At 67.7% G+C, this 18,478-nt stretch carries 16 protein-coding genes; 9 read left to right on the top strand and 7 right to left on the bottom strand.

What is annotated here, in order from left to right:
- Window positions 1-103: 103 nt before the first annotated feature.
- On the bottom strand, window positions 104-2,002 hold the full coding sequence (locus tag ASD82_RS11835) for an LTA synthase family protein (RefSeq protein ID WP_056718029.1): 1,899 nt from the start codon (window positions 2,000-2,002) through the stop codon (window positions 104-106).
- Between the two features lie 158 nt (window positions 2,003-2,160).
- Between ASD82_RS11835 and glnE the strand changes: the two genes are divergently transcribed.
- A complete protein-coding gene (glnE, locus tag ASD82_RS11840) occupies window positions 2,161-5,001 on the top strand; it encodes a bifunctional [glutamate--ammonia ligase]-adenylyl-L-tyrosine phosphorylase/[glutamate--ammonia-ligase] adenylyltransferase (protein WP_056718030.1) in 2,841 nt (946 codons plus the stop codon).
- Window positions 5,002-5,010: 9 nt separating this feature from the next.
- Here glnE and ASD82_RS11845 read toward each other — a convergent pair whose 3' ends face one another.
- Window positions 5,011-5,571, bottom strand: coding sequence for a hypothetical protein (locus tag ASD82_RS11845; RefSeq protein WP_056718031.1), 561 nt, complete (start codon window positions 5,569-5,571; stop codon window positions 5,011-5,013).
- 45 nt (window positions 5,572-5,616) lie between these two features.
- Window positions 5,617-6,603, bottom strand: a complete 987-nt coding sequence (locus tag ASD82_RS11850) for a mitochondrial fission ELM1 family protein (RefSeq protein WP_056718032.1) — start codon at window positions 6,601-6,603, stop codon at window positions 5,617-5,619.
- A gap of 252 nt (window positions 6,604-6,855) precedes the next feature.
- On the opposite strand from ASD82_RS11850, the gene ASD82_RS11855 reads away from it, so the two are divergent.
- A complete protein-coding gene (locus tag ASD82_RS11855) occupies window positions 6,856-7,440 on the top strand; it encodes a YceI family protein (RefSeq protein WP_056718033.1) in 585 nt (194 codons plus the stop codon).
- A 67-nt stretch (window positions 7,441-7,507) separates the two neighbouring features.
- Here ASD82_RS11855 and ASD82_RS11860 read toward each other — a convergent pair whose 3' ends face one another.
- Entirely contained in the window at window positions 7,508-8,773 is a 1,266-nt protein-coding gene (locus tag ASD82_RS11860) for a Yip1 family protein (RefSeq protein WP_056718034.1), read from the bottom strand.
- Between the two features lie 197 nt (window positions 8,774-8,970).
- Here ASD82_RS11860 and ASD82_RS11865 point away from each other — a divergent pair, with 197 nt between their 5' ends.
- The 4 genes from ASD82_RS11865 (at window position 8,971) to ASD82_RS11880 (ending at window position 12,532) form a co-directional block, all read left to right on the top strand.
- Window positions 8,971-9,180: a zinc-finger domain-containing protein gene (locus ASD82_RS11865; RefSeq protein WP_056718035.1), complete on the top strand. Its 210-nt coding sequence runs from the start codon at window positions 8,971-8,973 to the stop codon at window positions 9,178-9,180.
- A gap of 78 nt (window positions 9,181-9,258) precedes the next feature.
- Window positions 9,259-10,386, top strand: coding sequence for a glycosyltransferase (locus tag ASD82_RS11870; RefSeq protein WP_056718069.1), 1,128 nt, complete (start codon window positions 9,259-9,261; stop codon window positions 10,384-10,386).
- A gap of 75 nt (window positions 10,387-10,461) precedes the next feature.
- Window positions 10,462-11,766, top strand: a complete 1,305-nt coding sequence (locus ASD82_RS11875) for an O-antigen ligase family protein (protein WP_056718036.1) — start codon at window positions 10,462-10,464, stop codon at window positions 11,764-11,766.
- Window positions 11,756-12,532, top strand: coding sequence for a glycosyltransferase family 2 protein (locus ASD82_RS11880; RefSeq protein WP_056718037.1), 777 nt, complete (start codon window positions 11,756-11,758; stop codon window positions 12,530-12,532). Before ASD82_RS11875 ends, ASD82_RS11880 begins: the two co-directional genes overlap by 11 nt.
- On the opposite strand, the gene lpxL is transcribed toward ASD82_RS11880, so the two are convergent.
- Window positions 12,526-13,443 carry an LpxL/LpxP family Kdo(2)-lipid IV(A) lauroyl/palmitoleoyl acyltransferase gene (gene lpxL / locus ASD82_RS11885; protein WP_235580695.1) on the bottom strand — a complete coding sequence of 306 codons (918 nt, stop codon included), beginning with the start codon at window positions 13,441-13,443 and terminating at the stop codon, window positions 12,526-12,528. The genes ASD82_RS11880 and lpxL overlap by 7 nt on opposite strands.
- 124 nt (window positions 13,444-13,567) lie before the next feature.
- Between lpxL and waaA the strand changes: the two genes are divergently transcribed.
- A complete protein-coding gene (gene waaA, locus ASD82_RS11890) occupies window positions 13,568-14,809 on the top strand; it encodes a lipid IV(A) 3-deoxy-D-manno-octulosonic acid transferase (protein WP_235580697.1) in 1,242 nt (413 codons plus the stop codon).
- A gap of 69 nt (window positions 14,810-14,878) precedes the next feature.
- Here the strand turns inward: waaA and ASD82_RS11895 are convergent, their stop codons facing one another.
- Entirely contained in the window at window positions 14,879-16,180 is a 1,302-nt protein-coding gene (locus tag ASD82_RS11895) for a TolC family outer membrane protein (protein ID WP_056718040.1), read from the bottom strand.
- Window positions 16,181-16,214: 34 nt separating this feature from the next.
- A complete protein-coding gene (locus ASD82_RS11900) occupies window positions 16,215-16,874 on the bottom strand; it encodes a protein-L-isoaspartate O-methyltransferase (protein ID WP_056718070.1) in 660 nt (219 codons plus the stop codon).
- A 261-nt stretch (window positions 16,875-17,135) separates the two neighbouring features.
- On the opposite strand from ASD82_RS11900, the gene ASD82_RS11905 reads away from it, so the two are divergent.
- Both ASD82_RS11905 and ASD82_RS11910 read left to right on the top strand, forming a co-directional pair.
- Window positions 17,136-17,813 carry a TetR/AcrR family transcriptional regulator gene (locus ASD82_RS11905; protein WP_056718041.1) on the top strand — a complete coding sequence of 226 codons (678 nt, stop codon included), beginning with the start codon at window positions 17,136-17,138 and terminating at the stop codon, window positions 17,811-17,813.
- A gap of 78 nt (window positions 17,814-17,891) precedes the next feature.
- Window positions 17,892-18,476, top strand: a complete 585-nt coding sequence (locus ASD82_RS11910; RefSeq protein ID WP_056718042.1) for a ferritin-like domain-containing protein — start codon at window positions 17,892-17,894, stop codon at window positions 18,474-18,476.
- Window positions 18,477-18,478: the final 2 nt, after the last annotated feature.

The following is an 18,478-nucleotide window of genomic DNA, read 5'->3' on the forward strand; positions in this document are numbered from 1 at the left end:
TAGGCGGCCTCGCCCGACTGCCGCGTGAATACCGGGTCGCGCTCTTCAGTCGTCGGACAGCTCGCTGAACGGCGAGTCCGGGGCAAAGGCGCCACTGTTCGCGTCACTGCGCGGAGGATGCCGGCCGTGGTGCCGGTGGTGCGGCGTTGTGGACGATCTGGCCAGGCGCGGGCGCCGGTGCGGGCTGCGGCAGCAGGCTGTCCAGCTTGTTGCTCATGCGCAGCTGTTCGACGCTGGCCATGGCCTTGTCGAGTTGTTGCAGGTCGTCGCCCTCGGGCAATGGCGGTGCGCCGGGCGCCTCGGTGAGCGAGGCCAGCTGTGGGCCGACCAGTTCGGTCAGCGCGAAGTACGGATCGTCGTGGATGCCGATGTGCGCCAGCAGTTTGCCGGGCAGCAGCCAGGAGGCGGTGTCGGCCGTGCTGCGCTTGCCCGGGTGCTTCGGATCGACCAGCAGCCACACGCCGGCCTGGCTCAGCATGTCGCCGCCGTCGACGAAGCCGGTGATCTGGTAGCTGTTGCTCAACGCTGGCAGGTGATCGCCGTAGAACAACACCACGCTGGGACGCTCGCGTGCCGCCAGCAGCTTCACCAGGCGTCCCAGCTCGGCATCGGCATGCTTGAGGTGATACAGGTAGTTCTGCAGCTCCAGCTTGTCGCGGCCGGTGATGCCGGCGGGCACCGGGATCGCGTCGCGCTCGGCGACATGGGTGGGCTCGACGTCGTACGGGCCGTGCGCCTCGATGCTGATGGCGAAGATGAACTGCGGTGGGCCCTGATCCTTCAGCTGGGTCATGATCTCGTCGGTCATCGCGCTGTCGGCCATGTACTTGCCGTCGTTGGGCGCGCCGGGTGGGAACGACGACTGCGACACGAAGTGATCGAAGCCGATCGCCTTGAACGCGGTAGTGCGGTTCCAGAACGCCGGGTCGTTGCCGTGCAGTGCCAGCGTCGAATAGCCGTGCCGGCTCAGCGTGCGGACCAGTCCCGGCAGTGCCTGGTGACTCATCTGCAGATAGGGGAACTGCAGGTTGTCGAAATAGCGCAGCGACAGGCCGGTGAGGAATTCGAACTCGGTGCGGATGGTGCCGCCACCAAAAGTGGGCACGTGCAGTTTGCCACTGATGCCGTGCGCAGCCAGCCGGCGCAGATTGGGCGCGAAGTTGCTGTGCTCGTAGCCGCGCATGATGGTCGGGTCGAAGAACGACTCGCTTTGCACCACCACCACGTCCGGCAGGTCGGCCGCCGCCGGTGTCGCCGCCTGCATGGACTGCAGCAGTGCCGGCGCGGACTGGTTGATCAGACGGCTGGCCGTGATCGGATCCGGCTTGTGCGCACCCTTGCCGTATTGCAGGTGGAACAGCATCAGCGAGCTGATCAGGCCGGAATGGGTGGTGGTGGAAATGGCCGACCACGGCTCCAGCCACAAGGTCTTCGCGTTGTAGATCTTCGTCCACGCCTGCAGGCCGACCAGCATCGTGAGCAGTGCCAGTGCCGCCACGCCGCCACCGAGCGCGCGCGGCAACCGCGGGCGGCGTTCGAACAGCGGCGGTTCCAGTCGCCACGCCACCACGATCGCGATCACCGCGGCGAGCAGGCCGAGGTACGGCCACGCGCTGTGCGGCAGATAGCCCGACAGCAGGTGCATGCCACCCTTGTGCAACTGCCCCACGATGCGGAAGTCGTCCGGCAACAGCGGCGTGCCGAGGTTGGCCACCTTGAGCACGTTCACCGCGTACAGCAGGCCCTGCAACAGGAACGCCAGCGCGAACGAAAGCCATGCGCGCCGGCTGATCGCCAGCAGCAGCGCTGCCAGCAGCAGGCCCGGCAAGGCGTTGGCCAGCGGGTAACGTGCCTGGTCGAAGATGCGCAGAGGGGTCACGCCGACGCCACCGTCCACCCACCCGGTCAGCAGCACGAAGGCCACGGCCAGCAGCAACAGCAGCGCGACCCGGGAAGCGATCGCTCGCCAACGGGAAACGGGCGGGGAAGCAAGTGGCGGCATGGCAGTCCTGCGTTTGCTGTCATGGTCTGGACGCGCCAATGTAATGGCGGCCAGATGAACAAGGAGTAGGCGTGGCCGGCGAGTGTCCGGCTTGTCGAGGGCTTGTTCAAGCGGTGCTCAGCTGCCGGCAGCCGCCCGCCATGCGGCACAATGCCCGGATGACCCATCCGGCAAGCCCCGCACTGCGCGCACTGATCGATGACCGTTATGGCGAACTCGCCAGTCGCTGCCGCGCGGCCGGCGTGCCGCTGCACGACGACGCCGGCGTGGCCGAGCGCATCCGGCGTACCCTGCTGGCCAGCGATTTCGCCTTCGACACCTGGTGTCGCCAGCCGCAATTGCTGGCACCGGCCGGGCTGGAGCGCCTGCGCTCGGGCAGTGATGCCAGTGCGCGCGTCGAGGCGCTGAAGCTGCCGGAGGACGAGGCCGGGTGCATGGTCGCGCTGCGCCGCTTCCGCCACGCCGAGGCATTGCGGCTGGTGTTCCGCGATGCCAACGGGCTGGACGAGCTGCCGGAAACCCTGTCGGCGACCAGCGTGTTGTACGAGGTGCTGCTGGAACTGGCACTGGGCTGGTCCGAGCGGATGCTGGCCGCGCGCTACGGCCACAGCCGCAACCCCGAGGGCGCGTTGCAACGCCTGCTGGTGATCGGCTTCGGCAAGCTGGGCGGGTCGGAGCTGAATTTCTCCTCGGACATCGACCTGGTGTTCGCCTACCCGCACGGCGGCCACACCGACGGCGCGCGGCCGCTCGACAACAGCGAGTACTTCGTGCGGCTGGGCCGCCAGCTGGTGCGCCTGCTCAACGAGCCGACCATGGACGGCATCTGCGCCCGGGTCGACATGCGCCTGCGCCCGTTCGGCAACGCCGGCCGGCTGGCCTTGTCGTTCGCCGCGATGGAGCAGTACTACCAGAGCGAAGGCCGCGACTGGGAACGCTACGCGTGGATCAAGGCGCGCCCGGTCGCCGGCGATCGTGCCGCCGGCAAGCAGTTGCAGGAATTGCTGCGACCGTTCGTCTACCGCAAATACCTCGACTACACCGCGTTCGCCGGCCTGCGCGAGATGAAGTCGCTGATCGATGCGGAAGTGGCGCGCAAGGATCTGGCCGACAATCTGAAACTGGGCCCCGGTGGCATCCGAGAGATCGAGTTCATCGTGCAGCTGACCCAGCTGATCCGCGGCGGCCGCGAGCCGAGCCTGCGCGTGCGCGGCCTGCTGCCGGCGCTGACCGCGTGCGAGGCGCGCGGCCACATTCCCGCCGCGCGTGCGCGTGCGCTGCGCCAGGCCTACGTGCTGCTGCGGCGCGTGGAGAACCGGGTGCAGATGCTGCGCGATGCGCAGACCCATGACATCCCGCCCGATGCCCTCAGTCGCGAGCGCCTGGCACTGAGCCTGGACCATCCGGACTGGGACAGCCTGCAGGCGGCGCTGGTGGCGCAGCGGGCCATCGTCAGCGAGGAGTTCGCCGCGGTCCTGATGCCGCAGGGCGGCCGCGCCGCCAGCGTGCCGGTCGCCGACCTGCAACTGTGGCAACACGCCTGCGACGAGTCGCTGGACGCCGGCGTGCTCGAAAACTCCGGCTTCGTGCCCGGCGGCGAACTGGCCGACGCCTTGCTGAAGCTGCCGCAGGCGGCTTCGGTGCGCGCGATGTCGCCCCGTTCGCGCGAACGACTCGATCACCTGATGCCCCAGCTGTTCGAGGCCGCCCGCGCCAGCAAGGCGCCGGTGGCCAGTCTGTTGCGGCTGGTCCGCCTGATGCAGGCGGTGGCGCGGCGCTCGTCCTACCTGGCCCTGCTGGAGGAGCAGCCGGCCGCGCGGCGCCGGCTGGTGCGGCTGTTCGCCGACAGTGCCTTCCTGGCCGAACGGGTGATCGCGCAACCGCTGCTGCTGGACGACGTGCTCGATCCGCGCATCGACCAACTGCCGTTCAAGCGTGCCGACATCGCCGCCGAGATCGTCCGCGTGCTGGGCACCCTGGAGGAACGCGAGGCCGAGGCGGAACTGGAACGGGTCAACGAGTTCAAGGCGTCGACCGCCTTCCGGCTGGGTCTGGCGTTCAACGACGGCCGCGCCGACGCGGTGGCCACCGCGCGCCGGCTCGCCGCGCTGGCCGAGTCGGTGGTGGGCGCGGTGCTGGCCCTGGCCGAGCGCGAGCTGGTGGCGCAGCACGGCCGGCTGCCCGGCGAAGGTTCGGGCTTCTCGGTGCTGGGCTACGGCAGCCTCGGCGGCGAGGAGCTGGGTTTCGCTTCGGATCTGGACCTGGTGTTCGTCTACGACGGCCGCCGCGCCCAGGCGATGAGCGACGGCGCGCGGCCGATCGAAGGTTCGCGCTGGTACCAGCGGCTGGCCCAGCGGGCGATGAACTGGCTCACCGTGCTGACCCGCGGCGGGCGTTTGTACGAAGTCGACACGCGGCTGCGTCCGGACGGCTCCAAGGGCCTGCTGGTCAGCAGCCTGGATGCGTTCGTGGCCTATCAGCAGAGTCGTGCGTGGACCTGGGAACACCAGGCGCTGCTGCGCGCGCGGCCGATGGCCGGCGACGCGGCGCTCAACGCGCAGCTGGCCGAGGTACGACGCAGCATCCTGGCGGTGCCGCGCGAACGCGCCACCGTGCTGGCCGAGGTCGGCAGCATGCGCCAGCGCTGGCGTGCCGAACGCGACCGCTCCGACGAGCGCCAGTTCGACCTGAAGCAGGGCCACGGCGGCCTGCTCGATATCGAGTTCGCCTTGCAGGGGCTGGTGCTGGCGCATGCGGCGCAGCAGCCGTCACTGCTGGGGGTCACCGCCAACGCGGGCCTGATCGAGGCCTGCCGCGGCGCCGGCCTGCTCGACAACAACCAGGCCGCGATCCTCGCCGTGGCCCACGCCGACCTGCTGCAGCGCGCCCTGGCCTGCACCCTCGATCTGCGCTCGCGCATCGCCCTTCGCGACGCGGAACTGGCGCAGCTGTGCGGCAGTGTCCGCGAGGTCACCGACGCACTGGGGTTCGCCTTTTGAGCTTTCCGCTCAGGCGCGATTGTCGCGGTGGAGTTTCAGCAGCTTGAAGTAGCTGACGGGAATGGCGACGTAGGAAAGCCAGGCCAGCATCAGCGTTGCCGTGGTCAGCCAGCTGCCGCCCCAGAACAGGCCCAGCCGGCCGCGGCTCATGCCGAGGATCATCCGGTCCATTCGATGCGACGACGAAGCGGACGTCACGTCCATGCTCAGCACCAGGTACACGATCCCGGGCGTGCCGACGTAGCCGAACAGCAGGAAGCCGATGACCAGGATGAGGATCGAGCCCTCCTTGTCGGCGGCGCGCGAATTCAGCCTGACCGGTGCAGTTGCCGCCAACGCGGCCAGTGCGCAGGGAAACAGCATCGGCATCCACGCCCAGTACAGCCGCACGCGATGCGGGTCGGTGGAAGCGGCGGCCAGCGAGCGGGCAAGGCGGGTGTCGAAGGGAATCCATGCCTCGGCGACGACGGTGTCGGGCAACACGACCGCCAGCACGAAGCCGATGGCGATGTAGACGGCGGTGACGATCCAGGCAGCAGTCCAACTCTCGGGGTGCTTCACGGTGTCCATGTGTGTGCGCTTCCTTTCGGGCGGCGTCGCCGGCCCGGCCTGATGTCATGCCGTCGATGCGTCGCGTTGTCGGGCGGCGATGTGCTGGCGCAAATCGGCGGCGATCGCTGCGGTCTCGCGCAGTGGCGGCGGTGGACGAGCGGCCGGGCCGTCCAGGTCGTGCAGCCGCCCGGCCTCGCGCAGGGCGTGATGGAAACGCCCGATCTTCGCCGGCAACGGCGCGGCCACGAAAGTCTGGACCGGGCAGCCCACGGCGCAGGCTTCCGAAAGCATGTTCACCGAATCGGGAGTGACCACCAGCCGGTCGGCCCAGCCGAGCACGCCCGGATAGGGGTTGCGGCCGTCGTCGGGTCCGGCCCAGACCAGGCCGGGCACGTCGCGCAGGCTGCGGCGGAACACTTCGACCAGCACGGGCGAGGTGCGCCGCGAACCGAGCACCAGCAGGCTGCCGCCTTCGCCATGCTGGCGTTCGAGCAGTCGCGTCGACAGCTGGCGCGCATAGTCGCCGTCCAGCGTGATGCCCTGGCGCGAGCCGCCGAGCAGGACGCCGACGCGCGGCTGCGGCAAGTCGGCAAAGCCGGGGCAGGCATCGCGGCCGTCGGCCAGCCATTCGTCGTCGACCGGATTCAGCGAGCCGAGCGGCCTCAGCACGTTGGGGCCGTCGAGCCGGTCGTGACGGGGCGCGATGACCGTGTCCCAGTGGGCGGGATCGATCCGCGGGTCCAGGATCTGCACGGTGTAGCACTGTCCGTCGGACAGGCGGCGCAACATGCGGGTGAACAGGGCGGCCGCGCGGCCGCAGCCGATCGCCACGTTCGGCCAGGGCGGTGCGAACAGGCGGCGCTGGCGGCCGGGCAGGGCCAGCCGTCCGCCAAGTTCCAGTTTCGGCGCCAGCCATGACCACGGCGCCCGCGGCTGCAGCACCAGGTGACGCATGGGCATGCCCAGATACTCCGTCAGCGCCAGCGCCTGCCGCTGGTTGCCGGCGGCCGTGTCGGTGATCACCCAGCATTCGCCATGCAGGTTCAGCATGAGGCTGCAGGCTCCGTCACTGTTTCCCGAATGACCACTCTACGTTCTTCCCATGGGTGGACCGTTCGCCTGCAGCCGCCTATACACTGGCAGGATAGCGTCACTTCGGGCGCGCCCCGCCACAGGATAGCGATGCGCGGGTAGCTTTCCGAGGCCAGCCGCAACCTGTTCGGGCGTCGCCCCCGCCTGGCGTTCGACGAAGCCTGCACGTTCGCCTGAACCACACTTCCCACCATTCACAGGAGCTTACCCATGCGTGCACTGAAATGCCTCGCTTTCGCCGGCCTGCTCGGCGCCGCCGTGTCGGTCCAGGCCGCCCCGGTCACCTACCAGCTCGACCCGAGCCACACCATGGTCCTGTTCAGCTGGAACCACTTCGGCTACTCCAACCCCACCGCCGACCTCGGCCTGGGCGAGGGCACCGTGGTGTTCGACGAACAGCACCCGGCCAATTCCAGCGTGGAAGTGACCCTGCCGCTGGCCCGCCTCGACACCCACGTGGCGGCGCTGGACGAGCACCTGAAGAAGCCGGACTTCCTCGATGCCGACAAGTACCCGGTGGTGACTTTCAAGAGCACGGCGGTGCAGCCGCTGGGCGGCAACAAGTTCAAGGTGACCGGCAACCTCACCGTGCACGGCGTAACCAGGCCCGTGGTGCTGGATGCGACGCTGAACAAGATCGGCCCGCATCCGATGAGCAAGGCGCCGTCGATCGGCTTCGACGCCACCGCCAGCATCAAGCGTTCGGACTTCGGCGTCGGCGCCTATGTGCCGAACGTCAGCGACGAGCTCAGCATCCGCATCACCACCGAAGGTTCGGTGCCGAAGAAGAAGTAAGTCTGCGCGAACACAAAAAAAGCCGCGCCGGTGACGGCGCGGCTTTTTCGTGCCCGGACCGGCCGGGTCAGTTCGCCTTGACCCCGGCGTCCTTCAGCGATTCCAGCCGGGACAGGTCGACGCTGCCGACCGCCTGCTTCAGCTGGTCGATGCCGTCGACATTGCCGGTGGCCTTCACGGTGAAGCGCTTGCCGACCACCACGCTGTACTCGCCGTATTTCGACTGCGTATCCCATGCCTCGTGGACCAGGTTGCCGCCGGCGCTGTAAGTCTTCTCGTAGCCGTGCTCGGTCTGCTTTTCCTCCTCCGGCGCCATCGCGCTGGCCAGCGACATCAGCCCCTTGGCGCCGCCGGTATCGGAGACTTCCAGCGTGAGGTGCTGGCCGTTGTCGGCGGAATAGTCGGCGCTGGCTTCGGAGATCTGCATGCCCATCGCCTTGTTGCGCTGGGCCGACAGGCTGCTGCGCTTGAGGTTGCCCAGGCTGTCGGGCAGGAAGGCCTTGATCTGGTCCGGTGCCAGCGCTTCGACGTTGCCGTCGGTGCCGGCCATCGCGCCCATCATCTTGCCCATCGCGGCGGATTGCGCGGCGCTGTCGCCGGATTTCTGCGCAGCTTCCATGTCCTTGCTGGCCTGTTCGGCGCGCTTGCCCATCGCGGCCAGCTGCCCCATCGCGCTGTTGCCGTCGATGGTGACGCTGTCGCCGTTGCTGCCGGTAACATGCATGCCGCCCATTGCCGCGCCGGTGAACGCGGCGGTGCCGACCACGCCGATCACGATGGCGCCCACGATCCAGCTCAGCACGAAGGCGATGATCACGCTGACCGCGGTGTAGCCGGCCGATTTTTCGGTCGGACATTTCATCGTCTGCGGCAGGCCGAGGTAGAGCAGGTACACGCCATAGATCGCGCCGGCGAGCGCAACCAGCCAGCCCAGCCAGGGAACGATCACGGCGATGCCCGCAATCCAGCTGGCGGTCCACGCATAGGCCACGGTCTTGAGGGCCTGCACCATGTCCTTCTGGCCGCCGAAGGTGGGGGCCAGCGCGTTGATGATCAGCGCCATCAGGTAGACCACGACCAGCGACAGCAGGTAGCCCAGCACCATGCGGGTGATGCCGCCACCGATCGAGTCGCGCACGGTGATGCCGAATGCGCTGGTGCCGATCAGGCTGCCCTTGATGAAGGCGGCCACCGCGGGCAGGGCGGCGAGGATGAGGATGTAGCCAGTAAACAGGCTGTTCACCGTGGCCGGTTCGGCGGCGGCCACGGGCCACTCGGTCTTCGGCGTGGTCAGTATGGCCTTGACGCGTGCAATGATCTTTCCTGAATCCATGGTCAGCTCCCGAACTCGTTGCAGTGGGCCCGGCACGAAACGCCGGGTCGTGGATGAGTGCTCACGTGATGAGGACCGCCACCGCAGCCTCACGGCTGGGAGCTGCGTCCGGCTTCCTTGGGTACCCCTGCTGTCCCCCGACAGAAGGCTGCAGCCTGCTACCATTTGCGGCCTGATGTCCAGTCTGGAGTTCACTGATGTCATCCCCCCGCTCTGCGGCGGCGCCGATGGTGCCGGCAAATGCCGAAAATCGTTATGAAGTGACGCGCGCAGACCTGCCGCTGTCCTGTCCCATGCCCGGCATGGAACTGTGGAATTCGCATCCGAAGGTCTACCTGCCGATCGTCGATGATGGCGGCGAGTCAACCTGTGCCTACTGTGGCGCCTGTTACGTGCTGCAGGACTGAGCTTTCGGGCCAGTCACACCCTTCGGCGGCATTGTTCTTGCTTGCCTTCATGGAATGAAAGCCGCCAGCCCCGAGCTCATGTCCAGCATTGCCGTGCCCGCCAAGCTGCTGACCGTGGTCCAGTTGATCCCTGCGCTGCACTCCGGTGGCGCCGAGCGGTCAGCGCTGGAGATTGCCCGTGCGCTGGTGCAGGCTGGCCACCGCTCGGTGGTGATCTCGGCGGGCGGCAGGCTGGTCGAGCAATTGAAGGCCGAGGGCAGCGAGCACATCACGCTGGACATCGGCCGCAAGTCGCTGTCCACGCTGGGTCGTCTGGGTGCCTTGCGGCGCGTGCTGCGCGAGCTCAAGCCGGACATCGTGCACGCCCGGTCGCGGCTGCCGGCCTGGATGGGCTGGTGGGCGCTGAAGGGCATGACGCCGCGGCCGCATTTCATCACCACCGTGCACGGGCTCAATTCGCCGGGGCGCTACAGCGCGATCCTGCTGCGCGGCGAGCGCGTGGTGGCGGTGTCGCAGACCTTGCGCGACTACGTGCTGAGCCACTACCGCTGGCTGGAGCCGGGCCGGGTCAAGGTGATTCCGCGGGGCATCGATCCGCAGGCGTTTCCCTATGGCCACCGGCCCGATGACGCCTGGCAGAAGGCCTTTCTTGCCGAGTTTCCCGCGCTGACCGGCGCACCCCTGCTGACCCTGCCGGGTCGTGGCACGCGCCTGAAAGGGCACCATGACGCGATCGAGCTGCTGGCCGACCTGAAGCGACGGGGGATCGAGGCGCGCCTGTTGTTGCTGGGCGTGATCGAACCCGGCCGCGAGGCCTACGTGGCCGAGCTGCAGGAACTGATCCGCCTGCGCGGGGTGACTTCGCAGGTGGTGCTGAGCCCACCGCGCGACGACGTGCGCGACATCTACGCGATTTCCGCGCTGGTGCTGCAGCTGTCGAACCGGCCCGAATCGTTCGGCCGCACCGTGGTCGAGGCGCTGTCGCTGTGCCGGCCGGTGCTGGGCTACGCCCATGGCGGCGTCGGCGAATTGCTGGCCGAGTTGTACCCCGCCGGCCGGGTGCCTCCCGGTGACCGCGAGCGGCTGGTGGAGCGCGCGGCCGAATTGCTGCGGGTGGCACCGCCGATCTCGCCGCTGCAGAGCTATCGCCTGGGCGACATGCAGCAGGCCACGCTCGCCCTGTACGACGAAATCGCCGCGTCCTGATCAGGCCGCCGCGGGCGTGCGGATTGGCTGCGGCGGCTCGCCTACAATGCGGGATCGCAGTCATCCGGCCCACGCATGAATTCGTTCGGCACCTCACTCAAGGGCGCGTTGCGCTCGCCACTGCTGCCGTTCTGGCTGGTGATCGCGCTGCTGCCGTTCGGGCGCAGTTCCGAGCTGGGCACCGTGTTGTGCCTGCTCGGCGTGATCATGCTGTTCGTCCGCGATCCGCAGGCCTTGCAGCAGCATGCCGGGGCACGCCTGCTGCTCTGGCTGCTGGCCGCCTACGTCGGGGCGGCGCTGTGCTCCGCGCTCGATGCGGTCCGGCCGGGCAAGAGCTGGAGCACGGTGGCCGCGCTGTTGCGCTACGCGCCGCTGGGTTTGTACGCGTGTTTTGCGATCCGCCGCGAAAGCAAGCTGCAGGCCCTGTATGTGGCGGTGGCCTGGGTATTGGCGCTGTGGTGTCTGGACGCCTGGGTGCAGGCGCTGACCGGCTGGAGCCTTGGCGGCCAGGCAGAGGCCGAGCGCGTCTCCGGCATCTTCGGTGCGGACAACCTCAAGTTGGGACCAACCCTGGCGGTGCTGTCGCCGTTTACGCTGTGGACCGCGCGACGACGCTGGGGCTTGCCGGGACTGCTGCTCGCCTTCGCCCTGATCCTGGGCCCGATCCTGCTGGCCGGTGCGCGCGCCGCGTGGCTGTGCTACGTGCTGGTGGCGCTGGGCTTTGCCTGGCGCGAGACGAAATCGCCGCTGCGCTTTGCCGGTTTCTGCGTGGTGGCGGCGCTGGTGCTGGCGCTGGCCGGGGGACTGGCCTGGAAGACTTCGACGCGTTTCCATGACCGCGTCGATCGCACCCTGCTGGCCCTGCACGGTACCGACCAGTCGCTGGACGCCGCGCTCAGCGGCCGCCTCGACATCTGGCACGCCAGCGTCGGGATGTTCGCCGCGCATCCGCTCAACGGCGTGGGTGTGCGTGGCTATCGTTATGCGTATCCGCAGTACGCCCCGGCGAATGATCATTTCGTGGTATCGACCGAAGCCTGCGGCGTCGGCGAAGGTGCCTGTCATGCCCACCAGCTGGTGCTCGAGATACTCACCGAGACCGGTTCGATCGGCCTGCTGCTGTGGCTGGCCGGCGTCGTGCTGGCATGGCGGGCGTGGCGCAGCGTGGGTGCGGCAGCACGGGAGCGCGCGTTCCCGGTGAGCCTGGCCCTGGGCGTGATGCTGTTTCCGCTGAACACCCATCTGGCCTTCTATTCGGCCTGGTGGGGGCTGCTGTTCGCCTGGTTGCTCGGTCTGTGGTGTGCCAGTTTGTTCGTTGCCGGCGTCCCTGCCGGACTCCTCGAAGAAGCACGCCCTCAGGGGACGCGCGATGGGGCGTGAGCCGTTGTCGGTGGTGGTGACCACATTCAACAGCGCCGCCACGCTGGATGCTTGCCTGCGCGGCGTGAGCTGGGTGGACGAGATCGTGGTGCTGGACTCCGGTTCCACCGACGCCGGCATGGCGATCGCGGCCCGCTACGGTGCGCGCATCCACGCCCAGCCGTTTGCCGGATACAGCGCACAAAAACAGGCGGCGATTGATCTGGCCAGCCATCGCTGGGTGCTGCTGCTCGATTCGGACGAGTCGCTGGACGAAGCGTCGATCGCGCCGCTGCAGCAGGCGCTGCTGGCGCCGACCTGCGCGGGATACCAGTTGTGGCGGCGCGAGTGGCAGTTCTGGCGCTGGCAATCGCGACGGGCGCGGCTCAACCACTACGTGCGCCTGTTCGATCGACAACATGCCCGCATGAGCCGCCATGAGGTGCACGAAGAGGTGCAGGTGGACGGCGCGATCGGGGTGCTCGATGTTGTCATCGATCACCACGGCGAGCCCGACATCAGCGGACGCGTGGGCAAGGCTGATCGCTATTCCAGCCTGCAGCTGCCCGACCTGGCCAGGCGCCGGGTCGGCGGGTTGCGACTGCGCATGGTGGCGTATCCGACGGTGGCCTTCCTGCGCTACTACCTGCTGCGCGGTCATTGGCGTTCCGGCTGGGCCGGCTTCATCGCCGCCCGCATCCACGCGTTCTACGCGTTCCTGAAGTACGCGAAGCTGTACGAGCTCGAGCAGCGGCGTTCGAAGCGGGAAACCGGCGACGATCAGTAGATCGCAGGCGCGCCCGGCGGCCGGGTCTTGAAGCGCTTGTGCACCCACAGGTACTGCTCGGGCGCCTCGCGCACCATCTGTTCGATGCAGGCATTGACGCGTGCGGTGTCGGCTTCCGCAGCGGGTCCCGGAAAGTCTTCGAGCGGAGTGCCCAGGCGCAGGACGTAGCCCTGGTTGCCGGGCAGGCGGCGATGGAAGAACGGAATCACCTTCGCGCCGGACATTCGCGCCAGGTGATGGGTGGCGGTGATGGTGGCCGCCGGCACGCCGAAGAACGGCGCAAACACGGTGTCCTTGCTGCGCATGTCCTGGTCCGGCGCGTACCAGAGGGTGCCGCCGTTGCGCAGGTATTTCACCGTGCCGCGGATGTCGTCCTTGTCGAACATGGCGTCGGCGTAATCCAGTCGCGCGCGCAGCACCGCCCACTCGAACACGGCCGAGTCCATCCGCCGATACATGCCGGCGATGCGGATGCGCTGCGAGACCAGTCGCGCGCACAGCTCCAGATGCGAGAAATGGCCGCCCACCAGCAGCACGCCCCGGCCCTGCGCCCGCGCCGCTTCCAGATGCTCCAGTCCCTCGATGCGGGTGGGGATCGCCGCGATGCGCCGGTCGCTGCCCATCCAGCCCAGCGCGAACTCCACCAGCATCAGGCCGATGTCGCGCAGGTTGGCGTCGACCAGGCGTGCCCGGGCGTCGGCGTCGAGTTCGGGGAAACACAGGGCGATGTTGGCCGCGGCGATGCGCTTTCGCGCCGAAGGAATACGCAGCACCAGGGCGCCGAGGCGACGGCCCAACCACATCAGCACGGATTGCGGCAGTCGTGCGATCAGCCAGATCGTGGCCACGCCCAGCCACGCCGGCCAGTGGCGAGGTGCGAGCAGCGAACGGTGGAAGGCGGGACGGGACATGCCGGGCATCGTGGGCATTGTAGTGGATCGCGGACGGCTGTCCCGCGTGGCCTCGTTCCCGCTCTCGTATACTGCCGCGTCAACACCACGAGTCGTGCCATTGCGCTATCTCTACACACTGGCGATGTTCCTGGTCACGCCGTTGCTGGTGCTGCGGCTGCTGGCGCGCGGGGTGCGTTCGCGGCCTTACCACCAGCGCTGGCCGGAGCGCTTCGGGTTCTTCAGGACGCCGGGCTTCAACGGCAGCCTGTGGGTGCACGCGGTGTCGGTGGGCGAGGTGAATGCCGCCGAGCCCCTGATCAAGGCACTGCAACGCGATTACCCCAGGGCGCAACTGGTGGTCACCACGGTGACTCCGACCGGCACGGCGCGCGTGCAGCAGTTGTTCGGCGACAGCGTGTTTCATGTCTATCTGCCGTATGACCTGCCGTACGCGGTGAGCCGCTTCCTGAAGAAGATCCGGCCACGGCTGGCGCTGATCGTCGAGACGGAGATCTGGCCCAACCTCTACTTCGCCTGTCGCCGCCGCGGCATTCCGCTGATGATCGTCAATGCGCGATTGTCCGAGCGTTCGCTGCGCGGCTACCGGCCGCTGCGCGGGCTGCTGCGATCCGCCTTGCGTTGCGTGACCCTGATCGCCGCGCAGTCACGCACTGATGCCGCACGCTATCGCCTGCTCGGTGCCGATCCGCAACAGGTGCTGGTCACCGGCAACATGAAGTTCGACATGCCCATACCCGATGGCGCGGTGGAGCTGGCCGCCGGCATGCGCGAGCAGTGGGGGCCGCGTCGCCCGGTGTGGATGGCGGCGAGCACGCACGAGGGTGAAGAGCAGGCGGTGCTGGAGGCGCACCTGCAGGTACTCAAGCGACTGCCCGATGCGCTGCTGCTGCTGGCGCCACGCCATCCCGAACGGTTCCGGCTGGTCGAGCACTCGGTGCGCAGCCTGGGTTTCACGGTGGCCACGCGCGGTCTCGAAGGCGTGCCGTCGTCCTCGCACCAGGTCTTCGTGATCGACGCGATGGGTCAGCTGATGCCGTTCTTCGCCGGCTCCGACGTGGCCTTCGTCGGCGGCAGCCTGGTCCCGATCGGTGGCCACAACGTGCTGGAGCCGGCAGCGCTATCGGTGCCGGTGCTGGTCGGCCCACACACCTTCAATTTCGACGAGATCACCCGCAGCCTGATTGAGCAGGGTGGCGCGATGCGCGTGACCGGCGCCGCGCAACTGGGCCCCGACGTGCTGCGGCTGTTGCTGGATGCGGCCAGCCGCGAACGCATGGGTCGCGATGCCCAGGGCGTGTTCGAACGTGAGCGCGGGGCGGTGCAGCGGGTCATGCAACTGATCGACGGCATGCTGCAGGAATGACGGATCGTCCGCCCGGAAACGGAACGGCCGGGACATGCCCGGCCGTTCCGTGAAACGTGGCGCCGCGGTTTACTGCAGCAACGCGTTGATCTGCTCGATGTCCTTCACGTCGGCGGTGCCGGCGGTCTGCTTGAGCAGCAGCTTGTTGAGGATGAACTGGTGCCGCGCCTGCGAGTAGCTGCTCTCCGACGAGGTCAGGGTCTGGATCGCCAGCAGCACGTTGGTCATCGTCTGGGTGCCGACCTCGAACCCGGCGCGGGTCGCTTCCAGCGCCTTGCGGCCCGATTCCACCGAGGCTTTCGCCGATTCGACCTGGGCGATGCCGGCGATCACCGAGCGATAGTAGTTGAGCGTGTCGCGCACGACCTGGCGGCGCTGCGCTTCCAGCGCGTCGGCGGCGCCGTCGCGCTGGTAGATCGACTGGCGCACGAGTGACTGCGTGGCACCGCCGGAGAAGATCGGCACGTTGAGGGTCAGTCCGATCGTGGTCGAGGCGGGGTCGCGATAGCGGGCCGCGGCATTGCCTTCGGACCAGCCGGCTCCCTTGCCGTAGGACACGCCGGCGGTGATCGTGGGCAGATGCGCCGCCCGCGCCGCGCTGATGTTGTGCTGGGCGGTTTCCACGTTGCTCTTCTGGGCGAGCAGGTCGGGATTGGTTTCCAGCGCCTGCTTGACCCAGGCGTCTTGGTCGGCCGGGGACGGCGGCTGCATCGGCAGGTCGTCGCGCAGCTTCTTCAGGTCGCCGGTGGGCTTGCCGGTGATCTGGGCCAGCGCCTCGCGGGAATCATTGAGGGTGTTCTGCGCGGCGATCGTCTGCGACTTCGCCGCTTCGTAATACGCCTTGGCCTGGTAGACGTCGGTGATCGCCGAAAGGCCGACCTTGAAGCGCTGGTCGGACTGCTCGTACTGCTGGCGGAACGCGTCCTCGTTGGCCTTGGCGTAGGTGAGGCCATCCTCGCTGGTCAGCACGCCGAAGTAGGCGGCGACCACGCGCACGTAGAGTTGCTGCCCGGCGGAGGCGTACAGCTCGTCCTGGGCCTCGGACGCCGAGTGGGCGGCCTTGAGGTTGGCGTACTTGCTGAAGTCCAGCACGCTCTGGCTCAAGGTGCCGTTGATCGTGCGCGAGCGGCTGTGGCCGATCTGGCCGCCACCATTGGTCTGGTTCAGGCTCATGCTGGCGCCGATCTGCGGCAGCAGCGACGCGCGGGCCTGGGTCACGCCTTCACCGGTCGCCAGCCTGCTGGCGTCGGCCTGCGACAGCACCGGGTCGTTGTTGCGGGCTTCACGGTAGGCGTCCAGCAAGTCCTCGCCGTGGCTGGGCAGCGAGATGGCGGCCAGGGCCAGTGCAAGAGTGAGCAGCTTCAAACGCATGAGTTGCCTCGTGGGTATCGATTCGGGGATGAGCTCAGAACACGAACCGCGGCGGCGGCTCGGCGTGACTCAGGTAGGGAAGATCGGTTTCGAACAGGGCCTCTTCGCGGTAGCGACCGGCGCCCTCGTGCATGAGCAGGGTGGCATGCTGCACCGGCGATTCACCGCGGACCACCAGGGCGCGACCACCGGGCTTGAGCCAGGTCAGCCAGCGTGGCGGTATCGCATGCACCGCACCGGTCACCACCAGCCCGTCGAACAAGCCGTCGGGCTGCCACTGGTTCACGGCTTCGCCGGTGATCAGGTCAGCGTTGGAAACGCCGGCGGCCTGCAGGCGTTGACCGGCGGCCGCCGTGAAGTCCGCATGGATGTCGACGCTGGTGACCTGCGCCGACAAGCCGGCCAGGCAGGCGGTGAGGAACCCCGAGCCGGTGCCGATTTCCAGCACGTGCTCGGTACCCTGCAGTTCCAGCGCCTGCAGCACGCGGCCTTCCACCACCGGCTTCATCATCACTTCGTTGTGGCCCAGCGGCAGGCACAGGTCGGCGAAGGCGAGCTGGCGATGTTCGGCGGCGACGAAATCCTCGCGGCGCACGCGGGCGATCACGTCCAGCACGCGGGCGTCCAGGACTTCCCACGGGCGCACCTGGTTTTCCACCATGTTGAGTCGCGCCTGCTCGATATTCATCGCCATCTGCTCGTGTCCCATGCGGATCGAAAAAGGTCAAAAAGGATAAGCGCTAGCGCGCGCTCCCACAATGACACGCTCCGACGGTCACAGCCTGCCGGTTGCGCGGCGGGCCACGAAGTGCCGGAAGTCATCGGAAGCGGTTGACGCACGTCACCTTGATGCGCGCGTGCGCTCGCACTGGAGTCGGTGCCGGTGCCTGTTCTGGAAAATAAATGAACCGGAGCGTATAATAAAGCGATGAACCCCGTTTGTGAAGGTGGAGGCATGAGCAGCAGCGCGCAAATCAGAACCCAGGGTCCCGGTCGTCCGAAGGACATGGAGAAGCGTGCGGCCATTCTGGTCGCGGCGAAGGCGCTGTTCATCCGCAATGCCTTCGCCGGCACCAGCATGGATGCGATCGCCGCCGATGCCGGGGTATCCAAGCTGACGGTGTACAGCCACTTCGGCGACAAGGACAACCTGTTCCGCGAAGTGATCCGTTCGCGCATCGAGGATCTGTTGCCGGAAGAAACCTATGCCTTCGACCCGCACGCGGACATCCGCGAGACCTTGCTGCGGGTGGCGCTGATCCATGCCCACCTCGACTGCAACGTGGAGACCGTGGGCACGTTTCGCGCCATCCTCAGTGATTGCCGTCAGGGCAATCCACGCTACGGCAAGCTGATCTGGGAAGAAGGTGCCGCGCGCACGCATGGACTGATGGAGCGGCTGATGCAGCAGGCGGTCGACGCCGGCCAGCTGGATATCGCCGACGTGCCACGCGCCTGCACGCAATTCCTCAGCCTGATCAAGGGCAACCTGATGATGCGCCAGATGTTCGGTTGCACGGATTGTCCCGAAAGCTATGCCGCAGAAATCGAAGCCACCGCCCGGGCTGGTGTCGACATGTTCCTGCGCGCCTACCTGCCGCGTGATTCGTCCGGCGACCTGAGAAGCAGGTGAGCCAGCGGCGGCATTGACGCCGCCGCAACGTCCGCTGAGCCAGACTGAACCGCTTTCAGTCACGCCCAAGGATATTTCATGGCCACCGAGTCGAAATCCACGCCGTTTCTTTCCGACATCGAGACGATCCGGCGGCGAGCGCGGGAACACATGCAGCGCGGCGCGGTCACCGACAGCTACACGCTGGATCGGCAGACGGTGCTGAAGCTGCTCAACGAGGCGCTGGCCACCGAGCTCGTCTGCGTGTTGCGCTACAAGGCTCACCATTACCTTGCCTCCGGCATCAACGCCAAGAGCGTGGCGGCCGAATTCCTCGAACACGCCAACGAGGAACAAGGTCACGCGGACCTGATCGCCGAGCGCATCACCCAGCTCGATGGCAAGCCCGATTTCTCGCCGGACGGCCTTTCCACTCGCAGCCATGCCGAGTTCGTGGTGCCGGAGGAACTGGCGGCGATGATCGAGGAGAACCTCGTCGCCGAACGCATCGCCATCGACAGCTATCGGGAAATCATCAACTACGTGGGTGACCGGGACACCACCACCAAGCGCATGCTGGAAGGCATCCTGGCGATGGAGGAAGAGCACGCCGAGGACATGAAGACCCTGATGGAGGATTTCGGCAAGAAAGGCGAGCCGGCCAAGCCCGTTTCGTCGAGATAGTC

Origin of the sequence: Rhodanobacter sp. Root179 (assembly GCF_001428465.1) — a bacterium.
GTDB lineage: Bacteria > Pseudomonadota > Gammaproteobacteria > Xanthomonadales > Rhodanobacteraceae > Rhodanobacter.

Bases quoted from the DNA above. Each gene is read 5' to 3' on its own strand.
- waaA (WP_235580697.1), top strand. From the start codon at position 13,568: ATGTTCCTGGTCACGCCGTTGCTGGTGCTGCGGCTGCTGGCGCGCGGG.
- ASD82_RS11875 (WP_056718036.1), top strand. From the start codon at position 10,462: ATGAATTCGTTCGGCACCTCACTCAAGGGCGCGTTGCGCTCGCCACTG.
- ASD82_RS11845 (WP_056718031.1), bottom strand. From the start codon at position 5,571: ATGGACACCGTGAAGCACCCCGAGAGTTGGACTGCTGCCTGGATCGTC.
- glnE (WP_056718030.1), top strand. From the start codon at position 2,161: ATGACCCATCCGGCAAGCCCCGCACTGCGCGCACTGATCGATGACCGT.
- lpxL (WP_235580695.1), bottom strand. From the start codon at position 13,443: ATGTCCCGTCCCGCCTTCCACCGTTCGCTGCTCGCACCTCGCCACTGG.
- ASD82_RS11850 (WP_056718032.1), bottom strand. From the start codon at position 6,603: ATGCTGAACCTGCATGGCGAATGCTGGGTGATCACCGACACGGCCGCC.
- ASD82_RS11835 (WP_056718029.1), bottom strand. From the start codon at position 2,002: ATGCCGCCACTTGCTTCCCCGCCCGTTTCCCGTTGGCGAGCGATCGCT.
- ASD82_RS11870 (WP_056718069.1), top strand. From the start codon at position 9,259: ATGTCCAGCATTGCCGTGCCCGCCAAGCTGCTGACCGTGGTCCAGTTG.
- ASD82_RS11900 (WP_056718070.1), bottom strand. From the start codon at position 16,874: ATGGCGATGAATATCGAGCAGGCGCGACTCAACATGGTGGAAAACCAG.
- ASD82_RS11855 (WP_056718033.1), top strand. From the start codon at position 6,856: ATGCGTGCACTGAAATGCCTCGCTTTCGCCGGCCTGCTCGGCGCCGCC.
- ASD82_RS11880 (WP_056718037.1), top strand. From the start codon at position 11,756: ATGGGGCGTGAGCCGTTGTCGGTGGTGGTGACCACATTCAACAGCGCC.
- ASD82_RS11865 (WP_056718035.1), top strand. From the start codon at position 8,971: ATGTCATCCCCCCGCTCTGCGGCGGCGCCGATGGTGCCGGCAAATGCC.
- ASD82_RS11905 (WP_056718041.1), top strand. From the start codon at position 17,136: ATGAGCAGCAGCGCGCAAATCAGAACCCAGGGTCCCGGTCGTCCGAAG.
- ASD82_RS11910 (WP_056718042.1), top strand. From the start codon at position 17,892: ATGGCCACCGAGTCGAAATCCACGCCGTTTCTTTCCGACATCGAGACG.
- ASD82_RS11895 (WP_056718040.1), bottom strand. From the start codon at position 16,180: ATGCGTTTGAAGCTGCTCACTCTTGCACTGGCCCTGGCCGCCATCTCG.
- ASD82_RS11860 (WP_056718034.1), bottom strand. From the start codon at position 8,773: ATGGATTCAGGAAAGATCATTGCACGCGTCAAGGCCATACTGACCACG.